The 16,209-nt window shown below is 60.6% G+C and carries 17 protein-coding genes; 10 read left to right on the forward strand and 7 right to left on the reverse strand.

The features are described from left to right. Positions 1–33 precede the first annotated feature (33 nt). Complete coding sequence (locus AC1DUR_RS17070; protein ID WP_477717523.1) at positions 34–657, forward strand: glutathione S-transferase; 624 nt, start codon at positions 34–36, stop codon at positions 655–657. A gap of 316 nt (positions 658–973) precedes the next feature. Here the strand turns inward: AC1DUR_RS17070 and sbcB are convergent, their stop codons facing one another. From sbcB to icd, 4 genes are all read right to left on the reverse strand, one after another. Then, a complete protein-coding gene (gene sbcB / locus AC1DUR_RS17075) occupies positions 974–2,416 on the reverse strand; it encodes an exodeoxyribonuclease I (protein ID WP_477717324.1) in 1,443 nt (480 codons plus the stop codon). Between the two features lie 179 nt (positions 2,417–2,595). Next, positions 2,596–4,932, reverse strand: coding sequence for an ATP-dependent Clp protease ATP-binding subunit ClpA (gene clpA / locus AC1DUR_RS17080; RefSeq protein ID WP_477717325.1), 2,337 nt, complete (start codon positions 4,930–4,932; stop codon positions 2,596–2,598). 70 nt (positions 4,933–5,002) lie between these two features. After that, positions 5,003–5,371 carry an ATP-dependent Clp protease adapter ClpS gene (clpS, locus tag AC1DUR_RS17085; RefSeq protein ID WP_477717326.1) on the reverse strand — a complete coding sequence of 123 codons (369 nt, stop codon included), beginning with the start codon at positions 5,369–5,371 and terminating at the stop codon, positions 5,003–5,005. Positions 5,372–5,531: 160 nt separating this feature from the next. Next, positions 5,532–6,785, reverse strand: coding sequence for an NADP-dependent isocitrate dehydrogenase (icd, locus tag AC1DUR_RS17090; protein ID WP_477717327.1), 1,254 nt, complete (start codon positions 6,783–6,785; stop codon positions 5,532–5,534). Positions 6,786–7,074: 289 nt separating this feature from the next. Between icd and AC1DUR_RS17095 the strand changes: the two genes are divergently transcribed. Both AC1DUR_RS17095 and AC1DUR_RS17100 read left to right on the forward strand, forming a co-directional pair. Further along, positions 7,075–7,332 carry a hypothetical protein gene (locus tag AC1DUR_RS17095; protein ID WP_477721765.1) on the forward strand — a complete coding sequence of 86 codons (258 nt, stop codon included), beginning with the start codon at positions 7,075–7,077 and terminating at the stop codon, positions 7,330–7,332. A gap of 92 nt (positions 7,333–7,424) precedes the next feature. Continuing rightward, complete coding sequence (locus AC1DUR_RS17100) at positions 7,425–7,910, forward strand: DUF192 domain-containing protein (RefSeq protein WP_477721767.1); 486 nt, start codon at positions 7,425–7,427, stop codon at positions 7,908–7,910. 116 nt (positions 7,911–8,026) lie between these two features. Here AC1DUR_RS17100 and AC1DUR_RS17105 read toward each other — a convergent pair whose 3' ends face one another. Next, positions 8,027–8,608, reverse strand: coding sequence for a superoxide dismutase (locus AC1DUR_RS17105; protein WP_477717330.1), 582 nt, complete (start codon positions 8,606–8,608; stop codon positions 8,027–8,029). A 46-nt stretch (positions 8,609–8,654) separates the two neighbouring features. Next, positions 8,655–9,965: an exodeoxyribonuclease VII large subunit gene (xseA, locus tag AC1DUR_RS17110; protein ID WP_477717331.1), complete on the reverse strand. Its 1,311-nt coding sequence runs from the start codon at positions 9,963–9,965 to the stop codon at positions 8,655–8,657. Between the two features lie 339 nt (positions 9,966–10,304). On the opposite strand from xseA, the gene AC1DUR_RS17115 reads away from it, so the two are divergent. The 6 genes from AC1DUR_RS17115 (at position 10,305) to adk (ending at position 14,329) form a co-directional block, all read left to right on the forward strand. Next, positions 10,305–10,943: a MotA/TolQ/ExbB proton channel family protein gene (locus AC1DUR_RS17115; RefSeq protein WP_477717332.1), complete on the forward strand. Its 639-nt coding sequence runs from the start codon at positions 10,305–10,307 to the stop codon at positions 10,941–10,943. 61 nt (positions 10,944–11,004) lie between these two features. Next, positions 11,005–11,433: an ExbD/TolR family protein gene (locus AC1DUR_RS17120; RefSeq protein WP_477717333.1), complete on the forward strand. Its 429-nt coding sequence runs from the start codon at positions 11,005–11,007 to the stop codon at positions 11,431–11,433. 10 nt (positions 11,434–11,443) lie between these two features. Continuing rightward, positions 11,444–12,514: a tetraacyldisaccharide 4'-kinase gene (lpxK, locus tag AC1DUR_RS17125; protein WP_477717334.1), complete on the forward strand. Its 1,071-nt coding sequence runs from the start codon at positions 11,444–11,446 to the stop codon at positions 12,512–12,514. Then, on the forward strand, positions 12,495–12,677 hold the full coding sequence (locus AC1DUR_RS17130) for a Trm112 family protein (protein ID WP_477717335.1): 183 nt from the start codon (positions 12,495–12,497) through the stop codon (positions 12,675–12,677). Before lpxK ends, AC1DUR_RS17130 begins: the two co-directional genes overlap by 20 nt. 22 nt (positions 12,678–12,699) lie before the next feature. Beyond that, on the forward strand, positions 12,700–13,479 hold the full coding sequence (kdsB, locus tag AC1DUR_RS17135) for a 3-deoxy-manno-octulosonate cytidylyltransferase (protein WP_477717336.1): 780 nt from the start codon (positions 12,700–12,702) through the stop codon (positions 13,477–13,479). A gap of 193 nt (positions 13,480–13,672) precedes the next feature. Then, positions 13,673–14,329, forward strand: a complete 657-nt coding sequence (gene adk, locus AC1DUR_RS17140) for an adenylate kinase (RefSeq protein WP_477717337.1) — start codon at positions 13,673–13,675, stop codon at positions 14,327–14,329. A 51-nt stretch (positions 14,330–14,380) separates the two neighbouring features. Here adk and AC1DUR_RS17145 read toward each other — a convergent pair whose 3' ends face one another. Then, positions 14,381–15,331, reverse strand: coding sequence for an asparaginase (locus tag AC1DUR_RS17145; protein ID WP_477717338.1), 951 nt, complete (start codon positions 15,329–15,331; stop codon positions 14,381–14,383). 159 nt (positions 15,332–15,490) lie between these two features. On the opposite strand from AC1DUR_RS17145, the gene lexA reads away from it, so the two are divergent. Then, entirely contained in the window at positions 15,491–16,195 is a 705-nt protein-coding gene (gene lexA, locus AC1DUR_RS17150) for a transcriptional repressor LexA (RefSeq protein WP_477717339.1), read from the forward strand. The last annotated feature ends 14 nt before the right edge of the window (positions 16,196–16,209 follow it).

Raw genomic sequence — 16,209 nt, forward strand, 5'->3', positions numbered from 1 at the left:
GTTTTGTATTCCTTTCGCCGCTGCCCCTACGCCATGCGCGCACGGCTGGCGCTGGCCGTGAGTGGCCAGCGCTGCGAGTTGCGCGAGGTGGTGCTGCGCAGCAAGCCGCCCGAAATGCTGGCCGCATCGCCCAAGGGCACCGTGCCGGTGCTGGTTCTGCCGGATGGTCAGGTGATCGAGCAAAGCCTGGACATCATGCTGTGGGCGCTGGGGCAAAACGACCCGGAGGGTTGGCTCGTACCGCAACACGGTTCGATGGCGGACATGCAGGCACTGATCAGCCAGAACGATGATGAATTCAAGCAGCACCTGGACCGCTACAAATACCCCAACCGGTACCCGCAGGAGTCAGCCGGTGACGCCCAAGGGTTTGCACAGGCTCACCGTGCCGCGGCTGGGCGCTGGCTGGGTGAGCTGGAAACAATGCTGCACGGTGTGCCCGGTATGCCCGGGAAAGGCTGGTTGTTTGGCCCCACCGCCAGGCTGGCCGACATGGCCCTGCTGCCTTTCGTGCGGCAGTTTGCGCACACCGATGCCGCATGGTTTGCAGCGCAGCCCTGGCCGCGGTTGCAGGTCTGGCTAGCGGGGTTTGAAGCGAGTGCGCTCTATCAAGGCGTGATGGAGAAACATGCGCCCTGGCGGGCTGCGACCGAGTGATGCTATTAATTTAATAGCCTCATTCCTTGGTATTCATTGGGCTATATGTCTATTTGACTCCAGAGAAACAAGGCACCGGTTGGGGAAAAAGACAAATACCGAAGCGGGAACGGCCCTCATCCCAACCTTCTCCCAGAGGGAGAAGGAGCAAGAAGGGGCACTCTTTCAACTCTTGCAGCCTTGCAGCTCTTGCAAAAAGTTGGTTATAGGGCTTGGTTGTATGGTGTTGTGCGAATTACTCCCTCTCCCCCTGGGAGAGGGCTGGGGTGAGGGCTGAACCCGAATCCAGCCATCGATTGCGACAAACGAACCTGGGCTACAACTCCGGCGCAATAGCCTCGGCGTAGTCATACAGCGCACCCAGAATCGCCTGGCCGCGCTCGTCGGCCGTTTCTGACAGCGTGTCGATTTCGGCAAACAGCGCATCCACATTGCGCGCGCCGCCCTCGCCTTCCAGCAGGCGCGCCACCCGATGCGCTTCCCAGCGCTCGGCTTCTTCCGGCGCCAGGGTGTCCGCAAAATTGCGGGCCCGGTAGCGAAACAGCAGCTCTTGCAGGCGGTCGTCGTCAAAGCCGGTGCGGCTGTGGGCCAGCTCGGCAGGAGACAGCGCGCGCAGCTGGTTCAGCCGCCGCCGGTCGGCATTGCCGACAAAACCGCCATAGAGGTCTTCGTCCACGTCGGGCGCGGCTTCTTTCGGGCGCTGAAACACCTCGGGCCAGATGGCGCTCATGTCGGGCAGGCCGGCCGCTTTTTCGGCATTGCGCAGCGCCGCGTCCATGTCCACACCCCACTTCGCCGCCATCTCGGGTGTCAGGGTTTGCAGCTTGCGCACCACCATGGGCGACTTGTTGAGGTGCACCGACTTCAGCGGCAGGCGCAGCACGCCTTCAGGCAAGTCAGCGGCCCGGGTAAACAGGCGCTGGCGCAGCGTGGCCACGTCGAGCATCGGCAGTTCGCTCGGGTCATGCGCGAGATCCCAGGCGAGCAACTCGTTTTTATTGGTTGGGTGCGTCGCCAGCGGCCACATCACGGCCAGGCAACCGCGCTCCGGGGGGAACATGCCCGACACATGCAGAAACGGCATGGCGCTTTGCCGACTGGCGGGCAGGCCCAGTTCAGCGGCCACCCGGTCCTTTTTGTGCAGTCCCAGGCAAAAATCAAACAGCTTGGGCTGGGCCGTGCGAATCAGCCGGGCCAGGGCAATGGTGGCGCGCACGTCCGACAGCGCGTCGTGCGCGGCTTCGTGCAGCAGGCCGTTGGCGCGCGCCAGGTCTTCCAGCTTGAAGCTGGGTTTGCCGTCCTCTTTGACGGGCCAGACAATGCCCTCGGGGCGAAGCGCATAGGCCATGCGCACCACGTCCAGCAAATCCCAGCGGCCGCAGTCGTTTTGCCACTCGCGCGCGTAGGGATCAATCAGGTTGCGCCAGAACAGGTAGCGCGTCACCTCGTCGTCAAAACGAATGGTGTTGTAGCCGACGCCGATGGTGCCGGGCTCGGCCAGCACCTGTTCGATCTGCGCGGCAAACGCGTGCTCTGGGATCCCGCGCTCCAGGCACAGCTGAGGCGTGATCCCGGTGATCAGGCAGGAGGCCGGGTCGGGCAGGTAGTCGTTGGCGGGCTGGCAATAGAGCATGAGCGGCTCGCCCACCTCGTTCAGTTCGGCGTCCGTCCGGATGCCGGCAAATTGCGAAGGCCGGTCGCGCCGGGTATTCAGACCAAAGGTTTCGTAGTCGTGCCAGAGGAAGGTGTGCGGCGCCATGGATTGATGCTTGGAATATTTATAGGAGAAATTGAGCCCTGACCCAGATAGCTTGGTCGCGGGTAGCTATTATTTTGATAGCGCCATGAAAAGGATCATAAAAAGGCCCATGAAAAAGGCCGATAGCATGATGCTACCGGCCTTTTGGGGGTACGCTGAAAATCCGCGTCGTCGCGTCGTCAGTTGGTCTCTGCGGCCTCTGCCTCGGGCCTGGCTTTGCCCTCTTTCTTCAGCAGCGGCTGGATGTCGAGCTGGACCTCGCCGGTCTCGACGCCCTTCTCGTCCGTGGTGACCTGCATGTCGACGGTGAGGCGGCCGCCGTCAATCAGGCGCCCGAACAGCAGCTCATCGGCCAGCGCACGACGAATCGTGTCCTGGATCAGGCGCTGCATCGGGCGAGCGCCCATGAGCGGATCAAAGCCCTTCTTGGCCAGGTACTTGCGCAGCCCGTCGGTGAAGGTGACTTCGACTTTCTTCTCGGCCAGTTGGGTCTCCAGCTGGAGCAGGAACTTGTCGACCACGCGCAGGATGACGACTTCGTCCAGCGCCTTGAAGCTCACCACCGCATCGAGGCGGTTGCGGAACTCGGGCGTGAACAGGCGTTTGATGTCCGCCATCTCGTCGCCCGCCTCACGCGGGTTGGTGAAGCCGATGGTCGCCTTGTTCATCGTCTCGGCACCGGCGTTGGTGGTCATGACAATGATCACATTGCGGAAATCGGCCTTGCGCCCGTTGTTGTCCGTCAGCGTGCCGTGGTCCATCACCTGCAGCAGCACATTGAAGATGTCGGGGTGCGCCTTCTCGATTTCGTCGAGCAGCAGCACCGCATGCGGCTTCTTGGTGATGGCCTCGGTCAGCAAACCGCCCTGGTCAAAACCGACATAGCCCGGAGGCGCGCCGATCAGGCGGCTCACGGCATGGCGCTCCATATACTCCGACATGTCGAAGCGGATCAGCTCAATGCCCATGATGTAGGCCAGCTGCTTGGCGGCCTCCGTCTTGCCGACACCCGTGGGGCCGGAGAACAGGAAGCAGCCAATCGGCTTGTCGTCCTTGCCCAGGCCGGAACGCGCCATCTTGACAGACGACGCGAGCACGTCCAGCGCCTTGTCCTGGCCGAACACCACGCTTTTGAGGTCGCGTTCCAGGGTCTTGAGCTTGCCGCGGTCATCATTGGAGACGTTGGCGGGCGGAATGCGGGCAATCTTCGCCACGATTTCCTCGACCTCGGTCTTGGTGATGGTTTTCTTGCGCTTGTTGGCCGGCAGGATGCGCTGGGCGGCGCCCGCCTCGTCAATGACGTCAATCGCCTTGTCGGGCAGATGGCGGTCATTGATGTACTTGGCGCTCAGCTCGGCCGCGGCCTGCAGTGCGGCCACGGCGTATTTGACGCTGTGGTGCTCTTCAAAGCGCGATTTGAGACCCTTGAGAATCTCGACCGTTTCCTGCACCGTGGGCTCGACGATATCCACTTTCTGGAAGCGCCGTGACAGGGCCGCATCCTTCTCGAAAATACCGCGGTATTCCGTGAAGGTGGTCGCGCCAATGCACTTGAGCTGGCCGGAACTCAGCGCAGGCTTGAGCAGGTTGGACGCGTCCAGCGTACCGCCCGAGGCCGCACCGGCACCGATCAGGGTGTGGATTTCGTCAATGAACAGGATGCCGTTGGGCTTGTCCTTCAGCGCTTTCAGCACGCCTTTGAGGCGCTGTTCAAAGTCACCGCGGTATTTGGTGCCGGCCAGCAAGGCACCCATGTCGAGCGAGTACACGTTCGCCTCGGCCAGGATTTCCGGCACGTCTTTTTGCGTGATGCGCCAGGCGAGACCCTCGGCAATGGCAGTCTTGCCTACGCCGGCCTCACCGACCAGCAGCGGGTTGTTTTTGCGGCGGCGGCAGAGAATCTGGATCACCCGCTCGACCTCGTACTGGCGACCGATCAGGGGATCGATCTTGCCATCCTTGGCGAGCTGGTTCAGGTTCTGCGTGAACTGCTCCAGCGGAGAAGCCTTCTCGTTCTTTTCGCTGCCTTCCTCATTCTCGGCAGCGCTTTCGCCGCTCTTGGCGGGTTCGGGCGGATCGCTCTTCTTGATGCCATGGGCGATGAAATTCACCACGTCCAGGCGCGTCACGCCCTGCTGGTGCAGGTAGTACACCGCGTGGGAATCCTTTTCGCCAAAAATGGCGACCAGCACATTGGCACCGGTGACTTCCTTTTTACCGTTGCCGGTGGACTGCACATGCATGATGGCGCGCTGGATCACACGCTGGAAACCCAGCGTGGGTTGCGTGTCCACGTCGTCGGTGCCTGCCACCTGCGGCGTGTTGTCCTTGATGAAATTGGCAAGCGACTTGCGCAGATCATCCACATTGGCTGAACAGGCGCGCAGCACTTCAGCGGCACTGGGGTTGTCCAGCAAGGCAAGCAGCAGGTGTTCAACCGTGATGAACTCGTGACGTTGCTGCCGCGCTTCGACAAAGGCCATGTGCAAGCTGACTTCTAGTTCCTGGGCAATCATTGATTTTCCTTTCGGCTTGCTGACGTTTTACTTCACTGACTTCTGAATGGAATATTGGCCGGATTTGTCATTATTCAATGGGCTCGCTAATACATTGCAGCGGGTGCCCGTTTTTTCGGGCTGCTTCGGTCACCTGGTCGACTTTGGTGGCGGCCACGTCTTTGGAAAACACGCCGCACACGCCTTTGCCGTCCAGATGGATCTTCAACATGATCTGCGTGGCAGTTTCACGGTCCTTGTTGAAAAACTCCTGGATGATCACCACGACAAACTCCATCGGGGTGTAATCGTCATTGAGAAGAACCACCTGGTACATCTGGGGCGGTTTGGTCTTTTGGGGGCGGCGCTCCAGAACGACCGAATCCCCGCCATTGACATCATCGGGTCTGACGACAGGTGCCGGCGGCTGCGCCGGGGATTTGGGAGATTTGCTGGCCATGGAATTCATTCTAGCGACCGATATAGTCCAGTGCGCCCAATGGGGAAATTGGTGGCGGGAACGCGACATTCAAGCGTGACATATTTGACTATTCTGCGCCCATGAAAAAACCGCCTCGGAATCGCTCCCGGGCGGTTTGCAGGGGCAAGCCTGGCTGGCTTTACATGTGGTCGATCATCACCTGGCCGAAACCGGAGCAGCTGACCTGGGTCGCGCCCTCCATCAGGCGGGCAAAGTCGTAGGTGACTTTCTTGGATTCAATCGACTTTTCCATCGAGCTGATGATCAGGTCAGCGGCCTCGGTCCAGCCCATGTGGCGCAGCATCATCTCTGCGGACAGGATCTCGGAGCCGGGGTTCACATAGTCCTTGCCGGCATATTTCGGCGCGGTACCGTGGGTGGCTTCGAACATGGCAACGGTGTCGCTCAGGTTGGCGCCCGGGGCAATGCCGATGCCGCCGACCTGGGCGGCCAGTGCGTCGGACACATAGTCGCCGTTCAGGTTCAGCGTGGCAATCACGCTGTACTCGGCCGGACGCAACAGGATCTGCTGCAGGAAGGCGTCGGCAATGCTGTCCTTGACGACGATGTCCTTGCCCGTTTTCGGGTTCTTGAACTTGCACCATGGGCCGCCGTCGATCAGTTCGGCACCGAATTCCTTTTGCGCCAGGGCGTAGGCCCAGTCGCGGAAACCGCCTTCAGTGAATTTCATGATGTTGCCCTTGTGAACGATGGTCACGCTGGGTTTGTCATTGTCAATCGCGTACTGGATGGCCTTGCGCACCAGGCGCTCGGTACCTTCGCTGGAGACCGGCTTGATGCCGATGCCGGAGGTGTTGGGGAAGCGGATCTTCTTGACGCCCAGTTCATCCTGCAGGAATTTGATGAGTTTTTTGGCCTTGTCGCTGCCCGATTCGAATTCGATACCGGCGTAGATGTCTTCCGAGTTTTCACGGAAGATGACCATGTTGGTCTTTTGTGGCTCTTTCACGGGGGAAGGCACACCGGCAAAATACTGGATGGGGCGCAGACAGACATACAGGTCCAGTTCCTGGCGCAACGCTACGTTCAGGCTGCGGATACCGCCACCCACGGGGGTCGTCAGCGGGCCCTTGATGGACACCACGTAGTCGCGCACGGCGTGCAGCGTTTCTTCCGGCAACCAGACGTCGGGGCCATACACCTTGGTGGACTTTTCGCCCGCAAACACTTCCATCCAGTGGATTTTCTTCTTGCCGCCGTAGGCTTTGGCCACGGCTGCGTCGACCACTTTCAGCATGACCGGCGTAATGTCTGCGCCGGTGCCGTCGCCCTCGATGAACGGAATGACCGGCTCGTCAGGCACATTCAGTGAATTGTCGGCATTGACGGTGATTTTCTGGCCTTGGGCGGGCACCTTGATGTGCTGGTACATGTTTAAGAAGTCTCCGGTGAGCGCTGATGGCGTCAACAAGAAACGCCGCTTTCAGCAGTTAGGTAAAAACCCCTAAATTCTAGCCGCAAAACAATATTCCGAAATTTATGCGGGCTGCGTGTCAACCGGCGGGAAAGCGTTTTCGTTACGGTACAGTCCACGAGTTTTTTCGGGGGCATTCTTCCAATAACGTTATTTCAGGAAACTCCAAATGAACAAACTCCTCGCTGTACTGATTTCCGCCCTGTTCGCTACTGGCGCTTTCGCCGCCAGCCACGCCGGCGCTCCTATGGCTGCCGCCTCCAAGCCAGCTACCGCCGCATCGCCAGCTACGCCTGCAACCGCAGCCACCCCTGCAACCCCAGCTGCCAAGGAAGACAAAGCCGCTGCCGCTAAAGCTGCCAAAGCCGAAAAAGCCGCTGCCGCTAAAGCTGCCAAAGCCGAAAAAGCTGCTGCAGCCAAGAAAGCTAAAGAAGAAAAAGCTGCAGCCGCTGCCGCCAAGAAAGCAGAAAAGCCTGCTGCCAAAGCTTCTGAAGCCAAGAAGTAATTCCTGGGACTTCGGTCAAAATGCCCGCCCTGTGCGGGCATTTTTCATGGGCGTCGTTTATGCTGCCAGCCAACTCAACTTATCATGAACCCATGTTTATAAAACTTGCCGCGCGCAAGGTCGCCCGAAGTGTGACCCAGGCACTGATAAGCTGCGCCCTCGTGACCTCAGGCGGTGTGTTCGCCCAGGATGCCCCCCAAACCGACCTCCCACGGGTAACGCTGGGAGCCGGCATGCACCAGATAGACGCCCAGGTTGCGTCGACTCCACAACAACGACAAATCGGACTCATGTTCCGTACGGCGATGCCCCAGCACGAAGGCATGCTCTTTATCTTTGAACAGCCCTCCCAGCAGTGTTTCTGGATGAAAAACACACTGCTGCCACTGACCGCCGCGTTTGTGGCCGACGATGGCACCATCGTGAACCTTGCAGACATGAAGCCCCAGACGACTGAATCGCATTGCTCGGTACAGCCGGTGCGCTATGTGCTTGAGATGAACAAGGGCTGGTTCGCCAAAAAGGGCATCAAGGCCGGCGCCCGCCTGAATGGCACACTTTTTGAGGCCAGGCGCTGAACAACCGCAGGCTGAGAACGGCAGGCTGAGGCCGCCTCATTTAAAAAAACAAAAAAGCCGACGCGAGGTCGGCTTTTTTCATGCAAGGACCGAAGTCCTTTTCCTCCTTCTCCGCGTCAGGCGAAGTTGGCTTCCGCAAAGCCCCAGTTCACCATGTTGGACAGGAAGGTTTCCACGAACTTGGGACGCAGGTTACGGTAGTCGATGTAATAGGCATGTTCCCAGACGTCCACCGTCAGCAGCGCCTTGTCAGCGGTTGTCAGCGGCGTGCCTGCCGGGCCGGTATTGACGATGTCTACCGAACCATCGGCTTTCTTCACCAGCCAGGTCCAGCCGGAACCAAAATTGCCGACGGCCGATTTGACGAATGCTTCCTTGAACGCAGCATAAGAGCCGAACTTGGCATTGATGGCTGCTGCCAGTGCGCCACTGGGCTCGCCGCCGCCCGCGGGCTTCATGCAGTTCCAGAAAAAGGTGTGGTTCCAGATTTGAGCCGCGTTGTTGTACACGCCGCCGCTGGATTTTTTGATGATCTCTTCCAGCGTCATCGATTCAAACTCAGTGCCTTTTTGCAGGTTGTTGAGGTTCACCACATAAGCGTTGTGGTGCTTGCCGTGGTGATACTCAAAAGCCTCCTGGCTGTAATACGGGGCAAGTGCGTCAAGCGCGTAGGGGAGCGGGGGGAGCTTATGTTCCATGATTTTCCTCGTGGTGGTTAAAAACTTGTCCGGGTCATTGTAAAAACTAAATAAGTCGAGGTGCAGATACGGTCAAATCGACCTCGCCATCCGCAAGGGTAGCGCGAAGAGGCTGCCCCGCATACGTTGCCTTTGCGCGAGTGACAGGGTGACCCTGCATGTCCGCCAGCCAGGCATAGCCGCGCTGCAGCACCAGTTTCGGATCCAGCAATTCGAGTCGCAATTGTGCACGCTCAATCCGTTCCCGGCTGCGTTGCAAACTTGCCCCGATTTCCCTGGGTAGCTCCGTGTCCAACGCCTGGACCTGTAGCGTTTCGCGCATCAGGGCGGACCGCATGGCGTGCCGCAGGTTTTGCGCGAGCCCGGCCAGAAGAGCCTGCTGGCGGGTCACCAGATGAGAGGGCCGGCTGACACGGGCCGCAGCCCAGTCCAGACGCTGGGCATGCGACTGCATGTGCCGATCCACCCCGCGTTGCAAACGCTTCAGTACAAGGCCCAGGGTGTCGAGCCAGACAGTTTGCGGCTGCGCGCACAACTCCGCAGCCGCAGTCGGGGTGGGAGCCCTGACATCGGCACAAAAATCGGCGATGGTGAAGTCCGTCTCGTGCCCCACACCGCTGATCACCGGCACCGGCGAGCTCACTATCGTGCGTGCGAGTTGTTCGTCGTTAAAGGCCCACAAATCTTCCATGGCCCCGCCTCCGCGAACCAGCAGCAGCACATCCACCTCGTCACGCCGGTAGGCCTTGAGCAGCGCTTCGCGCAACTCCCCTGCGGCCTGCCCGCCCTGCACACTGGCCGGATAGATCACCACCGGTATGTGGGGGGCGCGGCGCTGCAAAGCGCTCACCACATCATGCAGGGCCGCGGCGCCCAGAGAGGTGACTACCCCAATGGCGCGGGGCAGCAGCGGCAACGCCCGCTTGCGGCCCGCGTCAAAAAGGCCCTCTGTTTCGAGTTTTTCCTTGAGCGCCAGGAACTGCTCAAACAGGTTGCCCTGCCCCGCCTGCCGCATGGATTCGACGACCAGTTGCAACTCGCCCCGCGGCTCATATACACCGAGTCGGCCCCGTAGCTCGACCAGTTGGCCGTCGCGCGGCGAAAAGTCCAGCAAGCTGGCGGCGCGGCGAAACATGGCGCAGCGAACCTGCCCCTGTTCGTCCTTCAGGGAAAAATAGCAGTGCCCGCTGGCCGCGCGCGAAAAGCCGCTGATTTCGCCTTGCACGGCCACCGGATTGAAGCGGGCCTCCAGACTGTCCGCAATGGCCCGCAACAACGAGCCCACCGGCCACACCCGCATGCCGGGCTCGCGCCCGGTGACGGGCGGTTTTTCAGGACGGGGCGACACCTCAAACATGGCCAAACCCCTTGAAAATGCGGGGGCAATACTCCACAGCGCACGGCCTGGCGCGGAGAAAAGCGGCAACTGCACTCGGACATCGCGATGAATTCGTGTAACTCATTGATTTTGAATAACTTAATTCTGCTCAAATTTTCATCGTTTTGTCACAAGCACGATTTGGCGCGGCTCGCGAACCCCATGGCGCCCACTTGCTCACAAAGTTATCCACATGTTCTGTGAGTTAAGTCTTACAGGAACACCATTTTTGAAACAGGCCCGCAGACCGCACGTAAAACCTGCGGCCTGATTTTGGTAGGCCATAATCCAGACAAATTACTTGCTTGGAGATGTGCATTGTTTTCGATCATACAAGCCGCAGGCTGGCCGATCTGGCCCTTGGTTGCCTGCTCCGTCTTGGCACTTGCGCTGGTCATTGAGCGTTTTACCAGCCTTAAAACCCCCAAAGTGGCACCGCCCAGACTGCTTGACGAAGCCATCACAGTCTCCCGTTCCGCCATTCCCGCACCCGATGTGGTGTCGCAGCTGGAACAAAACTCGGTTCTTGGCGAAGTGTTGGCCAGCGGGTTTCGTGCCTTGAATGCCAATCCACGGATCAGCGAGGACGATTTGCGCTCCATCCTGGAGGGAGCCGGTCGCCAGGCAGCCCACAAGCTGGAGCGGTACCTGGCCGCCCTGGCCACCATTGCCTCTGCGGCGCCCTTGCTGGGGCTGCTGGGCACCGTCATCGGCATGATCGAGATTTTCGGCGCCCAGGCCAGCGCCGGCAGCGTCAGCAGTTCTGGCGGGGCCAACCCGGTACAGATGGCGCAAGGCATCTCCATCGCCCTTTACAACACCGCATTTGGGTTGATGGTGGCCATACCGTCCCTGATTTTCTGGCGCTATTTCCGGGCCCAGGTTGACGGCTACCTGCTCACCATGGAACTGGCTGCAGAGCGCTTCGTACGCCACCTCAATACGCTGCGGAAATAGCCATGACCACCCTGCTTTTCACTTCGGGCAAGGCGCGGAGCCTCGCCGGCGGCAGCGGCTCATGAACTTCCGCCCCCATCCGCATGATGAACCGGAGATCAACCTGATCCCCTTTATCGATGTGTTGCTTGTTGTACTCATCTTCCTGATGTTGTCCACAACCTACAGCAAGTTCACCGAGCTGCAGGTAAAACTGCCAGTGGCCGACGCTGAGCAGCAGCGTGACTACCCCAAAGAGGTCATCGTCGCGGTCAGCAGCGATGGCCGCTACATGGTCAACAAGACTTTGGTGGAAGGCCGCGGGATCGGGGTGCTCGGTGCGGCACTGCTCGAAGCGGCAAAAGCCGGCAAAGAGAGCATCATCATCATCAGCGCCGATGCCAGCGCCACACACCAGGCGGTGATCACGGTCATGGAAGCGGCCCGCCGCCAGGGATTGACGCAGATCACCTTCGCCACCCAAAGCAGCGCCATGGCCGGCGCGAAATAGCTTTCGGGGCTTGCGGCCGGCTCTCCCTTCACAAAATGGCGAGAAACGCGTGAGAAACCTGTTGGTGAGGGCCTGGCTCACACGAGGCTGGCTGGCCTGCCTGCTCTGGCCACTGGCGCAGCTCCACGGCCTGGTCGTGCGCCTGCGCCGGACCTTGTATCGCAGCGGCATGCTCGAATCCCGTCGCTTTGCGGTTCCGGTGATCGTGGTCGGCAATGTCGTGGCCGGTGGCGCGGGCAAAACGCCGCTGGTGCTGGCCCTGGTGCGGCATTTGCAGGCGCAGGGCCTGCATGTCGGCGTGGTGTCACGCGGCTACGGACGGTCCGGCCATGAAAGTCTGGAAGTGGGTGCCGGGACACCTGCGGCCCAGGCGGGTGATGAACCGGCCCTTATAAAACGTGCCACAAACGCTCCTGTTTTTGTGGCAAAAAAAAGGACGGATGCCGTGCGCCTGCTGCTGGCGGCATACCCCTCCACGGCCGTCGTGGTGTGCGACGACGGCTTGCAGCACTACGCCCTTCAGCGGGATATTGAAATTGCCGTGTTTGATGACCGGGGTGTCGGCAACGGCTGGCTGCTGCCGGCCGGCCCACTGCGCGAACCGTGGCCAGAGCGCCAGCAGCAAGGCCTGGACCTGGTGCTGCACACCGGCCTGAAGCCGGCCTTTGAAGGATTCACCTCCAGCCGGCAACTGGCTGACCATGCCATTGCTGCCGATGGCAGCCAGATCGCCCTGGCCGCGCTGCAGGGCCGGCCTCTTGTGGCACTGGCCGGCATTGCCAATCCCGAAGCCTTCTTTGCCATGCTCAGGGCACGCGGCCTGGTACTGGAGCAAACCCTGTCATTGCCCGATCATCACGACTTTGGCGCCGACGATCTCGCGGCTTGTGCAGGCAAGACAGTCCTGTGCACCGAGAAGGATGCGGTCAAACTGTTTGGCAAGCCGGGCCTGGCGCCATTGCACCTTTTGGCCATTCCGCTGGTGTTTTCGCCCGAACCGGGCTTTTTTGGGGCGCTTGATGCACTGTTGGCGCCCCTGCTTTCTCAATTACCATCAAGCCATGGATACCAAACTGCTTGAACTGCTGGTCTGCCCCGTGACAAAGGGTCCCCTGGTCTACGACCGGGAAAAACAGGAACTCATCTCCCGCAGCGCGCGGCTGGCCTACCCGGTGCGTGACGGACTGCCCGTGCTGCTGGAAAACGAAGCCCGAACCCTGACCGACGAGGAGCTGGGACTGTGATGGTTGCCGGTTTCCTGCCCACATGAGCATGAGCATGAGTTTCACCGTCCTCATTCCAGCTCGCCTGGCCTCTACGCGCCTGCCCAACAAACCCTTGGCCGACATCGGCGGGACACCGATGGTGGTGCGGGTGGCGCAGCGTGCCATGCAAAGCACCGCCGCCAGCACGGTGGTCGCCACCGACAGCGCCGACATCATCGAAAAATGCAAGGCGTTCGGCATTGCCGCGGTCCTGACGCGTGCCGACCACCCCAGCGGCAGCGACCGGCTGGCGGAAGCCTGCACCGCGCTCGGCCTGGCTGACGATGACATCGTCGTGAACGTGCAGGGTGACGAGCCCCTGATCGACCCGGCCCTCATCGACGCCGTGGCACACCTGCTCAATGAACGGCCTGACTGCGCCATGAGCACGGCAGCGCATTCGATTGACCAGATGGCTGACCTGCTCAATCCCAATATCGTCAAGGTGGTGCTGGATGCGCGCCAGACCGCGCTGTACTTCAGCCGCTCGCCGATTCCTGCGGCACGCGACTTCGCCGGCACCGCCTGGTGGGAAGATGGCGAAAAGGGCAGCAAGCTGCCCAAACCGCTGCGCCACGTCGGCATCTATGGCTACCGCGTGGGCTTTCTGCGGCAGTTCCCTACCCTGCCCCAGGCGCCGCTGGAGCAACTGGAGTCACTGGAACAATTGCGCGCCCTCTGGCATGGGTACCGGATTGCCGTGCACATTACCGATAAGGCACCGGGCCTGGGTGTGGATACGCCGGAAGATCTGGCCAGGGCACGCGAGCTCTTTTCATAGCGGCCAGCCAGCTCACCCCGGCGTCTGTGTAAGCTGCCGTCAGGGGTGTACATGCTATCCTTGTACAAAAAGCAGGGGTGAGGTTTGCATGACGTGCTGGCAGCCCTCAACACCTGTCAAGCAGCCCATGGAGATACCGGCGCGCCGAACTCCCGGGTTGACTTCCTGAATTCATAAAAATCCGAGGACATCCATGAGACTGATTTTGTTGGGCGCGCCTGGCGCGGGCAAGGGGACGCAAGCGACCTTCATCTGCCAAAAGTACGGCATCCCCCAGATTTCCACCGGTGACATGCTGCGTGCAGCCGTCAAGGCAGGAACCCCGCTAGGCATAGAAGCCAAAAAAGTCATGGACGCCGGCGCGCTCGTGAGCGATGACCTGATCATCAACCTGGTGAAGGAACGCATTGCCCAGCCCGACTGCGCCAATGGCTTCCTGTTTGACGGTTTTCCCCGCACCATTCCACAAGCCGACGCCATGAAAGCTGCCGGCGTGAAGATTGACTATGTGCTTGAAATCGATGTGCCTTTTGAAGCCATCATCGAGCGCATGAGCGGGCGCCGCTCGCACACGGCCTCGGGCCGCACCTACCACGTGAAATACAACCCGCCCAAAGTCGAAGGCAAGGATGATGTCACCGGTGAGCCGCTGATCCAGCGCGAAGACGACAAGGAAGAGACCGTGCGCAAGCGGCTGGAGGTTTACAGCGCGCAAACCCGTCCACTGGTGGAGTACTACTCAAGCTGGGCGAAAACTTCGCCCCACGCCGCCCCCAAATACCGCGCCATCAGCGGCATGGGCGGGGTCGATGAAATCACGGAAAGAGCCTTCAAGGCCCTGTCGAGCTGAGGCGGCCCAAAGCCTCATCGGGCCGTTCTCCTGAACGGCATGCACCGGGCCTCAGCTCAGCAGGCGGAGCATCAGGTCCACCCGCGCCTTCACCGGGCTGAGCCCCTTTGAATCGGGAATGAGATCCCCCGGCTTGGGCAGCACCTGGCCGTCGGGGCAGCGCGTGGCGCGAACCACCGTGATGCCGCTGGCCTGTGCCTGGAGCAAAGCAGCTTCCAGCGCATGATGGATGGTGCCGTTGCCCGTTGTGGCGACAACCAGGCCCCGCACTCCCCGCGACATCAGGGCTTCCACCACTGCGCCACTGGCACCGGCATGGCTCATGACGATCTCAACATGCGGCCAGTCAGCCCCGCTGCCCAGGGCCGCTATTATTTTCAGGGTGTCCGGCGCCCGGTTTTCGTCAGCTTCAGGCCAACTCCTCAATAACCTCAGGCGCCCTTCTTCGACATAGCCCAGCGGGCCCGCATCGCCCGAACTGAAGGCGTCCAGCCGGTAGGGATGCACCTTCTGCACGTCCCGCGCTGTATGGATGGTGCCAGCGCATACGGCCACCACGCCCCTGGCGCCGGCGTGGCGGGCCACGGCCACGGCATCCAGCATGTTCTGCGGGCCGTCCGGTACCAGGGCCGTGGCCGGACGCATGGCGCAAGTCAGCACCACCGGCTTGGCGGGGCTGCACACCGCCTGTAAAAAATACGCGGTTTCTTCCAGCGTGTCGGTGCCGTGGACAATGACGATCCCCTCGACATCAGGCTGCGCCAGAAAGTGGTTGACGCGCCCGGCCAGCTTCGCCCACACGGCAAAGCTCATGTCCTTGCTATCGAGCTGCGCAACCTGCTCGGTGACCACAGGGCCGGCTTCGGCCAGCCCGGGAATCGCCGCCACCAGCCGATCAATACCAACCTCTGCGGCGGTGTAGCCGATGTTGTCCGAGGCGGTCGCGGCCCGGCCGGCAATCGTGCCGCCGGTACCCAAAATCACAATGGTTTGACGATTCATAAGAAGGATAAGAAGGGGACTTGCGTTCTTTGAAAAACTGGATGAAAATACAGGTACTGGATATTAAAACAGGTAAATACAAGGCAAGGTACGCGGTCATCCCTCAGCGGGCCGGTGCATCCAACCCAATCCAGGCTGACGAATCAAGGAGTCCCGGTCATGAGCATCCTGAACGAATTTCCGCATTTATCCTCCGAAGGTCCCAAGCTCACAGCTCGGCAGCAGCAAATCCTGGAATTGATCCAGAGTGCCATCGCCCGCACCGGCGCTCCGCCAACCCGCGCCGAAATCGCCAACGAATTGGGCTTCAAATCCGCCAACGCCGCTGAAGAGCACCTGCAAGCCCTGGCCCGCAAAGGCGTGATTGAACTGGTCAGCGGCACTTCGCGCGGCATACGCCTGCGCAGCGACACCTTGCGCTCCATCCATGAGTCCAGAGTCAAACAGTTTTCCCTGCCGTTGCAAAGCCTGGCCCAACTCGCCCTGCCTCTGGTGGGGCGGGTTGCTGCTGGCAGCCCGATTCTCGCGCAGGAACACATCGAGCAGACCTATTATTTTGAAAGCAGCCTGTTTCAGCGACAACCTGATTACCTGCTCAAGGTGCGCGGCATGAGCATGCGGGATGCCGGCATCATGGACGGCGATCTGCTGGCCGTCAAACAGGCCAAGGAAGCCAGGAACGGCCAAATTGTCGTGGCCCGTATCGGCGACGAAGTGACGGTCAAGCGTTTTCGGCGCACCAAGCATCTGATTGAATTGTTGCCTGAGAACCCGGATTTCAAAACCATTGTGGTCGAGCCCGGCGAACCCTTCGAGCTCGAGGGCCTCGCGGTTGGTTTGATCCGCAACACCATGCTCATCTAGACAACCCTTTCTGG

It is taken from the genome of Polaromonas sp. P4_F4 (assembly GCF_056401355.1).

What these genes read in the sequence shown, in the direction of transcription:
- AC1DUR_RS17070 (WP_477717523.1), top strand. Translation starts at nt 34, where the DNA reads ATGCGCGCACGGCTGGCGCTGGCCGTGAGTGGCCAGCGCTGCGAGTTG.
- sbcB (WP_477717324.1), bottom strand. Translation starts at nt 2,416, where the DNA reads ATGGCGCCGCACACCTTCCTCTGGCACGACTACGAAACCTTTGGTCTG.
- clpA (WP_477717325.1), bottom strand. Translation starts at nt 4,932, where the DNA reads ATGATTGCCCAGGAACTAGAAGTCAGCTTGCACATGGCCTTTGTCGAA.
- clpS (WP_477717326.1), bottom strand. Translation starts at nt 5,371, where the DNA reads ATGGCCAGCAAATCTCCCAAATCCCCGGCGCAGCCGCCGGCACCTGTC.
- icd (WP_477717327.1), bottom strand. Translation starts at nt 6,785, where the DNA reads ATGTACCAGCACATCAAGGTGCCCGCCCAAGGCCAGAAAATCACCGTC.
- AC1DUR_RS17095 (WP_477721765.1), top strand. Translation starts at nt 7,075, where the DNA reads ATGGCTGCCGCCTCCAAGCCAGCTACCGCCGCATCGCCAGCTACGCCT.
- AC1DUR_RS17100 (WP_477721767.1), top strand. Translation starts at nt 7,425, where the DNA reads ATGTTTATAAAACTTGCCGCGCGCAAGGTCGCCCGAAGTGTGACCCAG.
- AC1DUR_RS17105 (WP_477717330.1), bottom strand. Translation starts at nt 8,608, where the DNA reads ATGGAACATAAGCTCCCCCCGCTCCCCTACGCGCTTGACGCACTTGCC.
- xseA (WP_477717331.1), bottom strand. Translation starts at nt 9,965, where the DNA reads ATGTTTGAGGTGTCGCCCCGTCCTGAAAAACCGCCCGTCACCGGGCGC.
- AC1DUR_RS17120 (WP_477717333.1), top strand. Translation starts at nt 11,005, where the DNA reads ATGAACTTCCGCCCCCATCCGCATGATGAACCGGAGATCAACCTGATC.
- AC1DUR_RS17130 (WP_477717335.1), top strand. Translation starts at nt 12,495, where the DNA reads ATGGATACCAAACTGCTTGAACTGCTGGTCTGCCCCGTGACAAAGGGT.
- kdsB (WP_477717336.1), top strand. Translation starts at nt 12,700, where the DNA reads ATGAGCATGAGCATGAGTTTCACCGTCCTCATTCCAGCTCGCCTGGCC.
- adk (WP_477717337.1), top strand. Translation starts at nt 13,673, where the DNA reads ATGAGACTGATTTTGTTGGGCGCGCCTGGCGCGGGCAAGGGGACGCAA.
- AC1DUR_RS17145 (WP_477717338.1), bottom strand. Translation starts at nt 15,331, where the DNA reads ATGAATCGTCAAACCATTGTGATTTTGGGTACCGGCGGCACGATTGCC.
- lexA (WP_477717339.1), top strand. Translation starts at nt 15,491, where the DNA reads ATGAGCATCCTGAACGAATTTCCGCATTTATCCTCCGAAGGTCCCAAG.